The organism is Protofrankia sp. Cj5, assembly GCF_917627405.1.
Lineage (GTDB): Bacteria > Actinomycetota > Actinomycetes > Frankiales > Frankiaceae > Protofrankia.
This window is the reverse complement of sequence record NZ_CAKJTO010000104.1, coordinates 1-15,732: the sequence shown is the minus strand read 5'-3', so window position 1 is coordinate 15,732 and position 15,732 is coordinate 1. Positions and strand designations below refer to the sequence as shown.

10 protein-coding genes are annotated in these 15,732 nt (G+C 67.6%); 3 read left to right on the top strand and 7 right to left on the bottom strand.

What is annotated here, in order from left to right:
• Positions 1-331 precede the first annotated feature (331 nt).
• Together trpS and MJ777_RS18630 are read left to right on the top strand one after the other, a co-directional pair.
• Positions 332-1,333, top strand: coding sequence for a tryptophan--tRNA ligase (gene trpS, locus MJ777_RS18635; protein WP_239313443.1), 1,002 nt, complete (start codon positions 332-334; stop codon positions 1,331-1,333).
• 502 nt (positions 1,334-1,835) lie between these two features.
• Positions 1,836-2,696: a peptidylprolyl isomerase gene (locus tag MJ777_RS18630; protein WP_239313445.1), complete on the top strand. Its 861-nt coding sequence runs from the start codon at positions 1,836-1,838 to the stop codon at positions 2,694-2,696.
• 212 nt (positions 2,697-2,908) lie between these two features.
• On the opposite strand, the gene MJ777_RS18625 is transcribed toward MJ777_RS18630, so the two are convergent.
• Positions 2,909-4,750 carry a DEAD/DEAH box helicase gene (locus MJ777_RS18625; protein WP_239313446.1) on the bottom strand — a complete coding sequence of 614 codons (1,842 nt, stop codon included), beginning with the start codon at positions 4,748-4,750 and terminating at the stop codon, positions 2,909-2,911.
• 410 nt (positions 4,751-5,160) lie between these two features.
• Between MJ777_RS18625 and MJ777_RS18620 the strand changes: the two genes are divergently transcribed.
• The gene (locus MJ777_RS18620) at positions 5,161-6,525 is read left to right on the top strand and encodes a twin-arginine translocation signal domain-containing protein (RefSeq protein ID WP_370651685.1); all 1,365 of its coding nucleotides are present in this window, start codon (positions 5,161-5,163) and stop codon (positions 6,523-6,525) included.
• A gap of 58 nt (positions 6,526-6,583) precedes the next feature.
• Here MJ777_RS18620 and cutA read toward each other — a convergent pair whose 3' ends face one another.
• From cutA to secD, 6 genes are all read right to left on the bottom strand, one after another.
• Positions 6,584-6,913 (bottom strand): divalent-cation tolerance protein CutA, encoded by a 330-nt coding sequence (gene cutA / locus MJ777_RS18615; protein WP_239311867.1) that lies wholly within the window; start codon positions 6,911-6,913, stop codon positions 6,584-6,586.
• A gap of 222 nt (positions 6,914-7,135) precedes the next feature.
• Complete coding sequence (locus tag MJ777_RS18610) at positions 7,136-9,616, bottom strand: bifunctional (p)ppGpp synthetase/guanosine-3',5'-bis(diphosphate) 3'-pyrophosphohydrolase (protein WP_239377289.1); 2,481 nt, start codon at positions 9,614-9,616, stop codon at positions 7,136-7,138.
• 155 nt (positions 9,617-9,771) lie between these two features.
• A complete protein-coding gene (locus tag MJ777_RS18605; protein ID WP_239347226.1) occupies positions 9,772-12,351 on the bottom strand; it encodes a bifunctional (p)ppGpp synthetase/guanosine-3',5'-bis(diphosphate) 3'-pyrophosphohydrolase in 2,580 nt (859 codons plus the stop codon).
• A 280-nt stretch (positions 12,352-12,631) separates the two neighbouring features.
• Positions 12,632-13,219, bottom strand: a complete 588-nt coding sequence (locus tag MJ777_RS18600; protein ID WP_370651686.1) for an adenine phosphoribosyltransferase — start codon at positions 13,217-13,219, stop codon at positions 12,632-12,634.
• Entirely contained in the window at positions 13,216-14,463 is a 1,248-nt protein-coding gene (secF, locus tag MJ777_RS18595) for a protein translocase subunit SecF (protein ID WP_239377288.1), read from the bottom strand. The genes MJ777_RS18600 and secF overlap by 4 nt, the downstream gene beginning before the upstream one ends.
• 2 nt (positions 14,464-14,465) lie before the next feature.
• Positions 14,466-15,732: protein translocase subunit SecD (secD, locus tag MJ777_RS18590; protein ID WP_239377287.1), on the bottom strand; the 1,267-nt coding region annotated here is incomplete at its 5' end.

The window sequence follows — 15,732 nt, the reverse complement described above, 5'->3', positions numbered from 1 at the left end:
TTCCGGCGGCGACCACTAAGGTTGCCAAAGGCTCGGGACGGTAATCTTGATCGTGGAGTCGACGCGTGCAGCTCTCCGGCCGGCAGGGTCCTGTCGGAGGCTGGTGGACGCTGTGCGCTGGGCGCCCACGCGGCGCCTCGCGTCGTCGGGACCCGGTTCGATGCCAGTGCTCACCACCTGCGGTGCGCCACAGACACGAGAGGCCAGAAAAAGCGTGGCGGAGGTCGCTTTGGCACAATAGTGTACCGCCGTGACTGGGCAGAGATACCCGTTACGGAGGATGTCGCAGGTTCCACCGATCGCCCTAGGGCAGGGAGTATTGAGGCAGGTCATGCAGAAGCAGTGCCAGCGGGTGTTTTCGGGCGTCCAACCCACAGGAAAGATCCACATTGGGAACTATGTGGGTGCGCTGTCGTTGTGGGCGGAGAACCAGGATCAGTACGACAACGTCTTCTGCGTGGTGGACCTGCATGCGCTGACAATCCCCGAAGCGGTCAACCCCGAAAACCTCCGCGCGAAGGCGCGGGAGACCGCTGCGCTGTATGTGGCGTGTGGTATCGACCCGGACAAGTCCACGATCTTTGTGCAGTCCCGGGTGAGCGCGCACGCCGAGTTGACGTGGATTCTCAACTGTGTGACGCCGGTGGGCTGGCTTGAGCGGATGACCCAGTACAAGGCGAAGTCGACCTTGCAGGAGTCGGTGGGCACAGGGCTGCTGGACTATCCAGTGCTCCAGGCCGCGGACATCCTGTTGTATGGAACACATCTGGTACCAGTGGGCGAGGACCAGCGGCAGCACGTTGAATTGACCAGGGACATCGCGATCCGGTTCAACCGGCTGTTCGGAGAGGCGTTCACGATCCCGGAACCACTGATCCGCACCAGCGGAGCGCGGATCATGGCGTTCGACGAGCCGACGGGAAAGATGTCCAAGTCGATCGGGGAGACCAAAGCGGGCCACTCAATCGGGCTGATCGACCCTCCGGACGTCATCCGCAGGACAGTCATGCGAGCCACGACCGATTCTGGTGGCGACATACGGTTCGAGACGGCCAGTCCCGGGGTGCTCAACCTGTTGACGCTGTATCAGGTGCTGTCGGGGCAGCCGCGGGAGAAAATCGAATCGGAATTCGACGGCAAGGGTTACGGGCTTCTCAAGCGAACGGTAGCCGACCAGGTGATCGCTTCGTTGGAGCCGATTCAGCGCCGTTTCCACGAGCTGATGGCCGAGCCCGACGCGGTCGAAAAAATGCTGGAAGCCGGCGCGGACCGGGCTCGGTCGATCGCCGAATCGACCCTGGACCACGTGAAGAAACTGACCGGCTTGGGCTAAGAGGCTCCGGCAATAGGACTGTCCGGCTCGCGGCGCCCGGTCGGCGCCTCGCGTCGTTGTTGTCGGTCGACGCCCAACACAGGGCGCCTCCCTCCGCCGCCTCGCGATCCATCCGCCCGGGCGCCGCTCCCTGATCGAACGCCCTATTGCCGGAGCCTCTAAGAGCGACCAGCAATAGGGGTGTGGATCAAGGAGCGGGGTTGGGGTGCGTGCTGCGCAAGGCGGAGAAGTGGAGTCACCCTGGTGCTGGGTGGCGACCGACGAGCCGGGGTACCCGTGCATCGCGCAGCGATGGACGGGGAGCGATGCGGCCAGGTGCCGCCTGGGCGTGGCGAGCCGGACAGCTGGCTTCCGAAACACGCCCTAGTAGTCTCCATGAACAGGCTCTTACCGGAGCCGGTCGAACCCGCCGGCACCCGGACTGGCCAGCCCAGCCAAGGACGGCACGAGCGCGCATGCTTTCGCGGCATCAGCGGCCCCGAGGGAACAAGGAGACCGGCAGGTGGTGACGTCCAAGACACGTCGGCGGCGCGAAATTGCCGCCGCGAGGATCGCCCGCCAGGCGGAACGCCGCGCGGCGGCGCGGCGTCAGCGCCGACGGTTAATCGCAATCATCGCCGCGAGCGTCGCGGTCGTGCTCGTCTGCTCCCTCGCGGGGGTCCTCCTGCTCACCGGCAACGATGACAAGACCACCGTCGCGGCCTCCCCATCGGCGGCTCCGTCAGCCTCAGCCGCCGGGTCGCCATCCGCCGGGGCCTCCGCCGCGCCCGTGTCGACGAAGGTCGGCCCCTGCACCTACACCGCGAACGGCCAGGACCCGTCACGGCCGGTGAGTCTGCCGGCCGCGGCCGGCAGCGTCGACCAGTCCCCGGCCACGATGGTCATCGCCACGAGCAAGGGGACCATCAAGGCAGCGCTGAACGCGGCGAAGGCCCCCTGCACCGTTCACGCCCTGCTCACCATGGCCAACGCCAAGTACTTCGACGGCACCCCCTGCCATCGTGAAACCGCCACGAACATCTTCGTCCTGCAATGCGGTGACCCGACCGGCACAGGTCAGGGCGGACCGGGCTTCGCCTACGCCAACGAGAACACCGACGGTGCCGCGTACACTCGCGGCGTCATCGCGATGGCGAACGCCGGTGCCGACACCAACGGCAGTCAGTTCTTCCTCATTTACAAGAACCCGAACGACGCCGGTGTGCAAGCGTTGGGAAATAAATACACGATAGTCGGCAAGATCACTGAAGGCCTTGATGTCCTGGACGCCCTCACCTCGCCCGGTGTCGAGGGCGGGGGCGGTGACGGCACCCCGGTCAGCAAGGCCCAGATCACCTCCATGAGCATCGCCCAAAGCCCATGACCCGCCGCCGCGGCGCCCCGCGTTATCGAGCCGCACCCGACAACCTTGTTCGTCAACGGCATCAGCCGGGCCGCGGCGTCCTGGCGCCGCCCCGGGCACTGACAGCGGCCCGGCCGAAGACCTGACCTGACCTGCCTGCTTCCCGCGCTGGATGCGAAACGGCCAGCCCTGCGTCCAGCGCGCGGTGCGGCCAGGCCGGATGACGCGAGGCGCTATGTCTCCCAGCGGCGGATGGTGTCGATGCGCGCCCGCAGCTGGGCGGCGGTGGCCTGGCCGGTTGCCGGGCCGCCACAGGTACGCCTCAGCTCACCGTGAATCATCCCATGCGCGCGCCCGGTGCGGTGGTGGTGGGCGGCGACAAGCCTGTTCAGCTCCCGGCGCAGCTCGATGAGCACCTCGTAGGTGGGCCGGTCGGCCGCCGCGGCGGCGTCAGGGCTCGGGTCCGGCCGGGCGGCCGGCGAACCAGCCTGGCCGGGGACAGCCGGCATGCCCTGTCCGGGCTGGTTCGCCGGCCCGGCGCCCGGCCCGGCGCGCTCCTGCTTGCGCCGGGCGGCCAGCTGGGCCGCCTCCCGCTGCTTGAGCAGGACCGCGACCTGATCCGGTTCCAGCAGCCCGGGAAGTCCCAGGAAGTCCTCTTCCTCGGCGGAACCAGCCGCGGCCTGGGTGCCGAACTCACCACCGTCGAAGATCACCCGGTCGAGGTGTGCTGAGGAACCGAGCGCGGTGAACGACCGGTCCGTCAGGTCGGGGACGTCACGGCGCCGGTTGGCCTCGCGGAGCGCCTCGTCGTCGAACGTGTCCGGTTCGCGCAAGGGCTTGTCAAGGGCGTGGTCGCGCTGGACCTCCATCTCGCCAGCCAGCGCGAGCAGGGCGGGAACACTCGGCAGGAAGATCGAAGCCGTCTCGGGCCGGCCCCGGCCCCGCACGAAGCGCCCGACCGCCTGCGCGAAGAACAACGGTGTGGCAACGGAGGTGGCATAGACCCCGACAGCCAGGCGCGGCACGTCCACGCCCTCGCTGACCATCCGGACCGCAACCATCCAACGGTCCCGCGAGGCGCGGAAGGCCTCGATCTTCGAGCTGGCCGCGGGGTCGTCGGAGAGCACGACAACCGGCTCGGTTCCGGTGACGCGGCGCAGGATGGTGGCGTACGCACGGGCGTTCGCATGATCGGTGGCGATCACCAGGCCGCCCGCGTCCGCCATGCCGCCGCCGCGCACCTGCGCCAAGCGGGTGTCCGCGGCGGCCAGGACCGCGGGGATCCAGTCACCACGTGGGTCCAGCGCCGTGCGCCATGCCGCGGCGGTCTGCTCATTGTTCAGCGGCTCGCCGAGGCGGGCCGAAAGCTCATGCCCCGCGCTGGTCCGCCAGGACATCTCCCCCGAGTAGGCCAGGAAGAGCACCGGACGCACGACAGCGTCGCGCAGCGCGTCAGCATAACCGTAGGAGGAGTCCGCGATGCTGCGGAGCACGCCATCTGGGCCAGGGACATACGTCACGAACGGGATGGGATTGACGTCCGATCGAAACGGCGTCCCGGTGAGTGCCAGCCGCCTGACCGCGGGCGTGAATGCCTCACGCGCCGCATCCCCCCAGGACAGGGCGTCACCAGCATGGTGGATCTCATCGAGGATCACCAACGTGCGGCGCCGCTCGCAGCGCAGCCGGTGCAGTGCGGGATGCGCCGCCACCTGCGCGTAGGTCAGCACCACACCGGTGTAGTCCGACGAGGTTACGCCGGCGGTGTTGCGGAACGCCGGGTCGAGGGCGATACCCATCGCCGCGGCAGCCTGCGCCCACTGCCGCTTCAGGTGCTCGGTCGGAGCCACCACGGTGATCGCGCGTACCACACCGTCGCGCAGGAGATCGGCGGCGACTCGCAGGGCAAACGTCGTCTTGCCGGCACCCGGCGTCGCGACAGCCAGAAAGTCGCGGGCGCCGGCACTCGTCCGGGCCTGGTAGGCCGCGAGAGCGGCCCGCTGCCACGCCCGCAGCGGATGGCCCCCAGATGATGATGCTGCCGGCACGGTGTTGGGCTGGGGACCGGCACTCACAGAGGAAGACTCTACGGCGTGGTGTTCGGGGGCTGCCTACGGCCGGGCCAGACCACTTAGTCGATCATTGAACCGGCGCCCCCGGCCGGGCGCCGCCCAGATAATCCGTTATGTGAGTTTCGCCGGTGAATACCCGGCCGAAGGCTCCGATCGTGCCCGGCGAGCGGTTGGCACAATGGAACAAACACGTTCCACCGGCACCTCTTGACATTATTCAGTGACTACCGCGGGTGCCATGTTGATATGTTGACGTCCGCCAGCGAAATCACCGGAAAAAGTATTCGAACCAGCCCGTGGCCGGCACCGATCCAACCAACCGCTGGTCAAGCGGGGCGAATGGGGCCGCCTCAGCTGACCACGACAACGGGATACGCTGTCGTTATCGTGCGAACTATTGGGGGAGGCAGCTGGTGACAACTGCGGCAAGTAAGGCTGCGCCTACAAAAACTAATCCACCGAGGCGTATCCCCAACACCCGGTTACGAACCTGTCGCGAAGAGAGAGGCTGGTCGCAGGAACGACTCGCCACTGAACTGCGACGCTTCGCTGTCATGCACGAGGGCCGCGAGGCCGGCGCCACCGGAAACATGATCTGCAAGTGGGAGAAGGGTGACAAGAAGCCCAGCCTCCGTTACCAACGGCTTCTGCGCGCTCTTTTTCACCGGACCGCCGGGGAACTCGGGTTCATTGACGATGAAACTGTCAGCCGGCTCGGCGTCGACGCCGAGGCAAGGCGCACTCCCGGGCTCCCCCAAACGAGCGTGGAGCGGCGTTCCTTCTTGCGTATGGTCGCGGCGGCCGGGGGTGTCGCGGTCGCACCGGTAACGCCCGACGCCGAACCCTGGGAACGGCTTTCCGCGGCTCTTCGGCAGCAGAGCGCCGTCACCCCGCCAACTGTCGAGGATCTGTCCGCGCGGACGGCGGGCCTGTTCGGGCTGGAAGAACGGGTCCCGGCTCGGGCACTCATGGCGAGAGTGACCACCCAGCTGACAACGCTGAGCCAGCTGCTGGAGACCTCGCCACGGTCGGCGGTGCGGCGTAACCTCACCATCACCGCCGGTGAAGTAGCTGCGCTCGCCGGATGGCTCGCCTTCGATATGCGCGACAACACGTGTGCGCTCGCCTACTATCGGGTCGCGCTCGAAGCCGCCCGCGAAGCCAACGACAACGCCTTGTGGGCATGCGTGCTGGGGTACGAGAGTTACCAGCCCGCCCTGGCCGGCCGGCCGGACCAGGCATGCGCGCTCCTGGGCGAGGCTCAGCGCCGGGCCGCGCTCGGCGGCAGCATGATGACCCGCGCGTGGCTTGCCGCTCGGGAGGCTGAGGAGCAGGCTTCCCGCGGGGACAGCGGCGCTGCGCTGCGCGCGCTCGAGCGCGCCGGTGACGCTTTCGACCGAGCCGATCCAGCGAACGATCGCGTGTGGACGCAGTTCTTCGACCGCCCTCGCCTCGACGGCATGCGGGTCACGACCTTCACGCGCCTGCGCCGTCCGGACGCCGCCTACGCGGCCGCGGCGGAGACTCTGCGGACCACCACCAGCCCAACCGCCATGAAGAAGCGCTCGCTGCTGTTTGGTGCCCTTGCCGAGGTCCACATTCACCGCAGGGAGATCGACCAGGCATGCCAGCTGGCCGCGGACGCGCTTGCGATCGTGGCACAGACAGACTTCTCGCTGGGGCTTGCCCGCGTACTACAGATCCGCGATCAACTTCGGCCGTGGCGGGAGAGCCAGCCGGTACGGGATCTCGACGAGCAGCTACGGGTGCTGGTCTGACCGGTCAGCACCGCGGGCGTGCGGGAGATGATCGCCGAACAGGCGAACAGGCGAACAGTCAAAGCGTGGCGGACGGCGCCGTCTCGGCGGTGATCCAGTCCAGATAGTCACCGAGCCCATCGACGATCGGCATCGCGATGATCTCGGGCGTGTCGTAGGGATGCGCCTGGGTAATCTCCCGCGCCAACTCGGCAAATCGGTCAGTTGTCGTTTTTGCCAGGCATAGCCATTCGTCCGCCTGCTCAATCTCGCCCCGCCATCGGTAGGTGCTCCGAATCGGGCCGAGAACCTGAACGCAGGCGGCCAGTCGACGCTCCACCAGCAGGCGCCCGAGCCGGTCCGCCGCTTCAGGCGAATCGATGCTGGTCACGGCCTGAAGATGGCCCATAAACCCCCCTGATCATTCGGTGGATGAGCAACGTACCCCACATCGGCCCGCACGGTCCACCGACAGATTGAGGGCGTGTCCACTGGATGTTCGATCGCTTCGCCCTGCCCGAACGCTTCGCGTCCGTATGGGCCCCCGCTCCCGATGCCCAGAAAACGTCCTGCCGTGTTGTCGTCGGTCCGGATAGAACACCGCTATGCCGCGTCCCCTGTTACCCGGGCACTACGTGCGGGGATCGGCTCGCCGGCCGTCGGTCCGATAACAGTCATACACACCACCCACCGTGCGTACAGCCGCGAGCACCGCGTCCAGTTGCGCCGGGCCGGCAACCTCGACCGTGAAACGGGCATGGACCGCTCTGTCCTCGGCCGTGATGGTCGATGCGGACCGAACGGTGGCCGACGCGTCCGACAGCATTTCGGTTATGTCAGCGAGCAGGCCATATCGGTCAAAAGCCTCGACCGCGATCTCGGCGGGGAAGGTCACGCTCGCGCTGGGCACCCACGAGGTCACCACGGCCCGGCGCCGATCTCCACGGGCCTCCGCCGCGTTCGCGCATTGCCGCCGGTGCACCGAGACCGCGGGGCTGTGCGTGGTGGTGAATCCGACCACGTCGTCCCCTGGCAGGGGCAGACAACAGCGGGCAAGACGCACCGGGACGTCCGGCCGGCCGTCGACAGCGGCCAAGCCCGCCCAGGCCTGCGCATGGACGCGTCCCCGCGGCGGGCGCGGTGGCGACACCGCGGGCCGCGCCGAGGGCCGGTGGACACGGTCCGCGAACGGATCTGGATGATATGGCAGGCCGGCAGCGTCGTCCAGAACGGTCGCGCCGTCACGATTCGCACCGGCCACACCGGCCACACCGGCAGTGGCGGCAGTGGCGGCAGCGGCGGCAGCGGCGGCAGCGGCGGCAGCGGCGGATCCCACCGGCTGGGAGCCGCCCAGGTGATCCGCCGCCGGCACGGCGGCGCTTACCGCCGATCCGCCAGGTGCGGTGGTGGCGGTGTCATGCCCGGTAACGGGGGACGTGGCGTCGGCGTCTCGCCGCTGGCGTGCCGTCCTGCGGCGGATCCGCACCCTGGCGCGGGAGGTCTTGACGAAGTCCAACCAGTCCTCGGACGGACTGGCGCTCGGCAGCCCAGAGCGCAGGATCTCCACCACGTCACCGTTACGCAACCGGGTGCGCAGGGGCACCAGCCTGCCGTTGACCCGAGCGCCGATAGCCCGATGCCCGAGCTCCGTGTGGACCGCGTAGGCCAGGTCGACCGGTGTCGATCGGGCCGGCAGAGCGATGATCCTGCCCTTGGGGGTGAAGATGAGAACCTCGTCCGAGTCGAGATCCGCCGACAGCGACTCGATAAACTCACCTGGGTCCTTCGCCTCGCCCTCCCAGTCAAGCAGGCTGTGCAGCCAGGCCAGGCCCTCCAGGCGAGCGCCGTCCGCGGACGGCCCGACCGGGCGCGCGATGATCCCGGTTTCCGCGAGGCGGTGCATAGCCTCCGTACGGATCTGGATATCGATGGGTTTGCCGGCCGAGTCCACAACGGTCGTATGCAGGGACTGGTACATGTTGAACTTGGGAGTGGCCACGAAGTCGCGTAGCCGGCCGGGTGCCGGCCGCCAGATGGCATGCACTTCCCCCAGCGCTTCATAACAGTCAGTGACAGAATCTACGAGAACCAGCACCCGGACGATGTCGTTGTAGTCACGCGCCTGGAAGCCGCGTTCCTGTGCCCGCTTGTAGATCGAGAAAAGGTGACTTGTCCTGACCGAGACCCTGGCATTGATACGAGCATCCTCGAGACCACGCTGGAGCGTGCGGACAATCGCGCCAACCTGGCCGGACGCACGCTCCGCGGCGGTGAACTCGTCTACCATCCGCTGTATCCGCTCGTGTTCGCCGGGATGCAGGACGGCGAACGAACGATCCTCCAGTTCTCTTTTGATCACACTCACGCCGAGACGATGCGCCAGCGGCGCGAGGATCTCCAGCGTCACCCGGGCGATGCGCGCCTGCTTGGGGGGGGACTTGAAGCCGAGCGTCCGCATGTTGTGGAGGCGGTCGGCAATCTTGATGACAAGGACCCGGTAGTCCTTGGCGAGGGCAACGATGAGTTTGCGCAGGGTCTCGGCTTCAGCCGCGTCACCGAAACGCATCTTGTCGAGTTTGGTCACCCCGTCGACAATGTTGGCGACCTCAAGGCCGAAATCGGCGGCAGCGGCCTCGAGGGTGTAGCCGGTGTCCTCAACGGTGTCGTGCAGCAACGCCCCGACGATCGTGGTGGTGTCCACTCCGAGCTCGGCGAGGATCTGGGTTACCGCAAGCGGGTGGGTGATGTACGGGTCGCCGCTGTGTCTCTGCTGACCGGCGTGTTGCCGGTTCGCGACCTCATAGGCATGGACGATGAGGCCGATGTCGGCCTTGGCATGGTGCAGGCAGTGCGTATCGGTGATCTTCCGCAGCTCCGGCGGCACCGCGGGGGTGCCGCGGCCCGCTGCCATCCAGCGGGCGAGATGAGCCAGACGGGTGCTGGCCAGCCGGGCGGCCGCCAGCGTACGTGAGGTCTCTTCTCCCCCGCCAGCCTGCTCAGCAGTCCCGCCGACGCTTTCAGCGCCCCCGGCTGACCATCCCCCAGCGGAGCGTTCGATCCGCGCGGGCAACGCCGCGCCCTGCATACCGGCACCTACGATCTCGGCGTCCACAGCGCCCCCCTCAACAGATCTCCACGCCTAAGAGCGACCGGTGAGCCACATCAGGGCTGGCGACGACCGGTTGCCACGGCAACATCGATGTCCTACACGGGCAGACCGGTCCCCATCGACGGGAACCGGCACCCGGGCGGACGGCAGCATCATGATCAGCACCGTACGCCCGAGGTGACCCGATAGCAGTCGTACACGCCCTCGATGGATCGCACCGCATCCCGGATGTGTCCCAGGTGCTTCGCGTCCCCCATCTCGAAGGCGAAACGGCTGATCGCGATCTGGTCCCTGGTCGTCGTCACCGACGCGGACAAGATGTTGACATGGTGATTGGTCAGGACCCGTGTCACGTCGGACAGTAAACGGGCCCGGTCCAGCGCCTCGACCTGGATGACGACGAGGAACACCGAACCCGACGACGCGGCCCACTCGACCGCCACGGTCCGGTCGTGCGGATCGGCGCGCAGCGTCGCCAGGTTCGGGCAGTCGTGGCGATGCACGGACACGCCCTTGCCCCGGGTGACGAATCCTGTGATCGCATCCCCCGGCATGGGCATGCAACAGCGGGCGAGCTTCGCCCACACGTCCTCGGAACCGCTGACGACCACTCCTGGATCACCCACCGGCCGCCGCAGGGCCCGGGTCGGCAGCGCGGTCTCGGCGGCGTCCTCGGCCGCGCCCTCGGGGCCGCCGAGCGCGGCCACCAGCCGGGCCACCACGTTCTGCGCGCTGGCGGTCTTCTCGCCGATCGCGACATACAGCGCGGACACGTCCGGGTAACGCATGTCCTTGGCCAGGCTGGGCAGCACGTCGCCGTTCATCAACCGGGTCAGCGGGAGGCCGTGCCGGCGCATCATCCGGGCGAGAGCGTCCCGGCCGGCGACGACAGCGTCCTCCCGCCGCTCCCGGGCGTGCCACTGACGGATCTTCGTACGTGCCCGGGAAGAGCGGACGAAGGTCAGCCAGTCCTCACTCGGCCCGGCCGCATGCGCACGCGACGTGAAGATCGCTACGGTGTCCCCGTTGTCAAGGGAGGTGTCCAAAGCGGCGAGCCTGCCATTGACTCGTGCGCCCACGCACTGATTACCGACGTCGGTGTGGACGGCATAGGCGAAGTCGACCGGGGTGGACCCCTCCGGCAACGCGATCACGTCACCCTTGGGGGTGAACACGAACACCTCGTCGGTGTGCAGGTCAAAGCGCAGGCTGTCGAGGAACTCGCCGGGCTGTGCGGTTTCCCGCTGCCAGTCGAGAATCTGCCGCAGCCAGGCGGTCTGGTCCTGGCCCGAGCCACCTCGGCGGGACCGCCCGCCCGCTTTCGACCCGCCGTCGGTAAACCCGAACGCCCGCGCCTTGGCCGTACCCGACGGCCGGGCCGCGACGCCGTCCTCCTTGTATTTCCAGTGCGCCGCGATCCCGTACTCGGCCCGGTTGTGCATCGCGTGGGTCCGGATCTGCAGCTCCACCGGCTTGCCGTCAGGCCCCATGACCGTCGTGTGCAGTGACTGGTACATGTTGAACTTGGGCATCGCGATGTAGTCCTTGAACCGGCCCGGGATGGGCTTCCAGTTCGCGTGCAGCGTGCCCAGCGACGCGTAGCAGTCACGGACGGAGTCGACCAGTACCCGAATTCCGACCAGGTCATGGATGTCGTCGAACGACCGGCCTCGCACCACCATTTTCTGGTAAATCGAATAATAGTGCTTGGGACGGCCGGTGACGACAGACTTGATCTTGGCTTCGTCCAGGTGGGCCAGTACCGCGGTCACCACACCGGTGATGTACGTATCCCTGCTCGGCGCGCGCTCGGCCACCAGACGGACGATCTCGTCGTAACGCTTCGGGTAGAGGGTCGCGAAAGCGAGATCCTCCAGCTCCCACTTGAGCGAGTTCATCCCCAGCCGGTGGGCCAGCGGAGCGTAGATCTCCAGCGTCTCCCTGGCTTTGCGCTCCTGTTTGTGTTCAGGCAGGAACCGCAGGGTCCGCATGTTGTGCAGCCGGGCGGCAAGTTTGATCACCAATGCCCGCGGGTCGCGGGCCATCGCGACCACCATGCGACGGATCGTCTCGGCCTGGGCCCCCTCACCGACCTTCACCCGGTGGAGCTTCATCACCGCGTCGAGAACATCCGCGACGTGGTCACCGAACTCGTCACGGATGCGGTCGAGGGTCATGTGGGCTTCGCCCACGGTGCCGTGCAGGAGCGCGGCGCACAGCGTCGGTGTGTCCATGCCGAGATCAGCGAGGATGCTGGCGACAGCTATGGGATGCGTCACATAGGGGTGCCCGGACAGGCGCACCTGACCGGCATGCACCCCGGCCGCGGTCTCGAACGCCCGCTGAACAGGACCGACATCCGCCCGGGGATGGTTGGCAAGCAAACCTCGCAGCACCGGATCCAACAGCGATGGCGAGGTCGCGCGATGTGACGCGAGCCTGGGGAAACGGCCGCGGACCCGGCGGGGCAGCGGCGGCGACTCGTGCCCCAGACGCGGGACCACCGGCGAGCCCTCGCCCGGACCGGAGTCCCCATGGTCGGCCAGGAGGGCAGCCTGACGCGCGGCGGCAGCTGGTGATCCACCGTCGGTCAGCGCGTCATCGACCTCCGATCGTGCCCGGTCGGCGCCTGCGCAACGCTCGTCTGTCGATGACGAATCGCGTGTCGATGACGAATCGCGCACGATCGTCACGCCGGGCTCGGACGCTCCAGTCACCATCGATGCTGCCTCGGGCACAATCTATTCCTACTTCCGCTAGGAGTGATGAAGCCACCGACGATGCGAGAAACCTGACCGCATCACCTTCGGCCCGACCAGCGGTCATCAGCTCACCAGGCGGATGCGAAAAACATGATCGCACCACCTCCGGCCAAACCAGGGACCTCTGCAGGTTAACGCTGCGTTGGGCGCCTGCCATCCGCAACTCCAGCCGGATACGGCCGGAGCGGACAAAGATCACAAAATTTCACACGATACGACTGGCCGTGCGCATCCATCACAGCCGTCAGGCGATCCGCTACACCTCCATGATCGATGAAATCGCAAGCGGCGCCAGCCGATCCCGCCCGGACAGGAACATGAGCTCCATCAACACGGCAAGCCCGGCAACCTCAGCGCCGCTCTGACGCACCAGCTCGGCAGTGGCGAGCGCGGTACCGCCCGTGGCCAGGACATCGTCGACGAGCAGCACCCGGTCACCGGGCCGGAATGCGTCGGTCTGCACCTCCAGCGTGGCGGTGCCGTACTCCAGATCGTAAGTCCTGCTGATCGTCTCACCGGGAAGCTTGCCCTGCTTGCGAATGGGAACCACACCGACCCCGAGACGGTAGGCAACCGGGGCCGCGAGCAAAAAACCGCGCGCCTCGATGGCCGCCACCACGGTAGCGCCGTGACCGTCGACGGTGTCAGCGAGCGCGTCGATGACCACCGCGAAGGCTGCTGGCGTCGTCAACAGCGGCGCGATGTCCTTGAAGATCACTCCGGGCTTGGGGAAGTCAGGAACGTCCCGGATGTGGGCGCGCAGCACATCCACGGCCCGAACCGGCGCGGGCCCGCCGGCCGAGGTGCCCGCGGGCGTGGGAGTTGATTCTTCGGTAGTCGTCACCGCCGCTTTTTACCGCCTGGACGGCCTTTCCGGCCAGAACGCCGGGCCTGCGCCGGACGGCGCGCCGCCGTGCCAGGCCGGCTGGACCGAGCCCCGGCCACGGCTGGCTCACGGTTGCCGAGAGGTTTCTCACGTTCACCTTCGACGGCCCCCTCGGTGCCGGTCATCTGCCGCGCCGCGCCGATCTCCGTCCCTCGCTCCGCTGCCGGCACGCCGGGATCGGCCCCGAGCGCCGCGCCGGCTCCCGTGACGACCTGGGCGCCCTTGGCCGATTCACGCAACGCCGATGCCCGGGACTTGGCCACCCGCGCGTCCAGCGCCCGGACCGCCGGCTCGTTCTTCTTCAGATCCACCAACAGCGGTGTCGCGACGAACAGCGAGGAGTAGGTGCCCGAGGCGATCCCGACGAACTGGGCGAGGGCAAGGTCCTCCAACGTGCCGGCACCCAGCAGCCCGGCACCCACAAAAAGCAGTGAACCGACCGGTACCAGCGCGATGAAAGAGGTGTTGAGCGACCGCATCAATGTCTGGTTCAACGAGTCGTTGGTGGTCTCGGCGTAGGTACGCCGGCTGGCCGTACCCATCCCGGCGGTGTTCTCCCGAACCCGGTCAAAGACCACGACCGTGTCGTAGAGGGAGAATCCCAGGATGGTCAGCAGAGCGATCACCGTCGCGGGGGTGACCTGGAAACCTACCAGTGAATAGATCCCCATCGTGACGACAAGGTCGTGGATGAGCGCCGCCATGGCGGCGACCGCCATCTTCCACTCGAACCTGACAGACAGGTAGATCATAACCAGTGCCAGGAACACCGCGAGCCCTTGCAGCGCCTTGTTGGTGATGGTCGATCCCCAGGAGGCGCCGACCGTCGAGATGTCGATACCGGTGTCTGGAACGGCGAAACGTTGCTGAATGGCGGTCTGGAGCTGGCCGGTCTGCGCGTCGGTCAGGGCCGGGGTCTGCAGCCGGATCTGGTGTGAGGTCTGGAGTTCCTGGATCACTGCGTCGGCGGGATTGATCCCGACCGCGGACAGCGCCGCCTCAGCCTCCGCCGCCGGCCGGCCGGCGGCGGGAAACTGGAACAGCGCACCGCCCTTGAAGTCAATCCCGAGCGAGAACCCACGGATCGCCATGCTGGCGACACAGATCGTCAGAAGTACGGCGGAGACCAGATACCAGACCCTGCGCCGGCCGACGAACTCCACGTGGAACTCACTGCGGTAGAGCCTGCTGGCCCAGGACATCTCTACTCCTCCCGTCCCGTGCCGGCCGGACCCGACCGTGATGACTGAGAATCGGACGATCGCACATCAGCTGGCCGCCCGCCCGCTTTGCCCGGGGAGACCGGGGCCCGCTCACGCCGGGTCAGGCGGGTGGCTGTGGGCGAGCCGTCCTGGCCGTTGCCCGCGGCCGCCCTCGCGCCGAGCGCCGAGACCGTGAGCCCGGAGAACCGGCTGCTGGCGAACAGCGGCCTGCGGACGAGCAGGGAGACAACCGGTTTGGTGAAAATGAACATGATCAATATATCGATCAACGTGGACAAGCCGAGGGTGAACGCGAATCCCCGGACGGACCCGATCGACAGAACGTACAGCACCGCGGCAGCCAGGAAGGAGACCGTGTCCGCGGACAGCATGGTCCGCCGGGCTGACGGCCACGCCCGGTCGACCGCCGCGCGAACACTGCGGTGGGCGCGGACCTCGTCCTTGATGCGCTCGAAATAGACGACGAACGAGTCCGCGGTGACACCGATGGACACGATCAGACCGGCGATACCGGCCAGGGTGAGAGTGAATCCGATCCATCTGCCGAGCAGCACCACGGCGGCGTAGACGAGGAGCCCGCTCACCGCCAGCGAGCTGATCACAACAATCCCGAGGGCCCGGTAGTACAGGAACGAGTACGCGACGACCAGCAGCAGGCCTATGGCACCCGCCAGCAGACCGGCGTTGAGGGAGTCCTTGCCCAGGGTCGGGGATACCGACTCGGCGCTGGACTGCTCGAACGCCAGCGGCAGGGCACCGTAGCGCAGCACATTCGCAAGGTCCTGAGCGCTGGACTGGTTGAAGGAGCCCGATATCTGGGCGTCCCCGGCGATACGGTCGTTGGTGGTCGGCGCCGACTGGACCACGCCGTCCAGGACAATGGCCACCTGCTTGCCGATGGTCTCCTCGGTCAGCTTGGTGAACTTGTCCTGCCCGTCACGGGTGAAGCTGACGTTGACGATCCACTGGCCGGTGCTCACCGAGGCGGTACCACCGGAGCTGGCCAGCCCCGCCGTCGCCGATTTCACGTCGGTACCCACCACCTGGGCGGGCATGAGCAGGTACTTGAAGGCACCGTTGCGATCACAGGCAGCCACCCACTCCGACGGCTTCTCCGTGCTCGCCGTCCGGCTGCGCGCATCCGACGGCGCGCAGGTCAGGGCCTCAAACGTGGCGATGACGTCGGCCGGCGGCGTCGCCGCGGCGGCCTGCGCGGGATCGGCCGCCGGGGCCGGCGCGGGCGTGGCG

What these genes read in the sequence shown, in the direction of transcription:
- trpS (WP_239313443.1), top strand. Translation starts at nt 332, where the DNA reads ATGCAGAAGCAGTGCCAGCGGGTGTTTTCGGGCGTCCAACCCACAGGA.
- cutA (WP_239311867.1), bottom strand. Translation starts at nt 6,913, where the DNA reads ATGGGCCATCTTCAGGCCGTGACCAGCATCGATTCGCCTGAAGCGGCG.
- secF (WP_239377288.1), bottom strand. Translation starts at nt 14,463, where the DNA reads ATGTCCTGGGCCAGCAGGCTCTACCGCAGTGAGTTCCACGTGGAGTTC.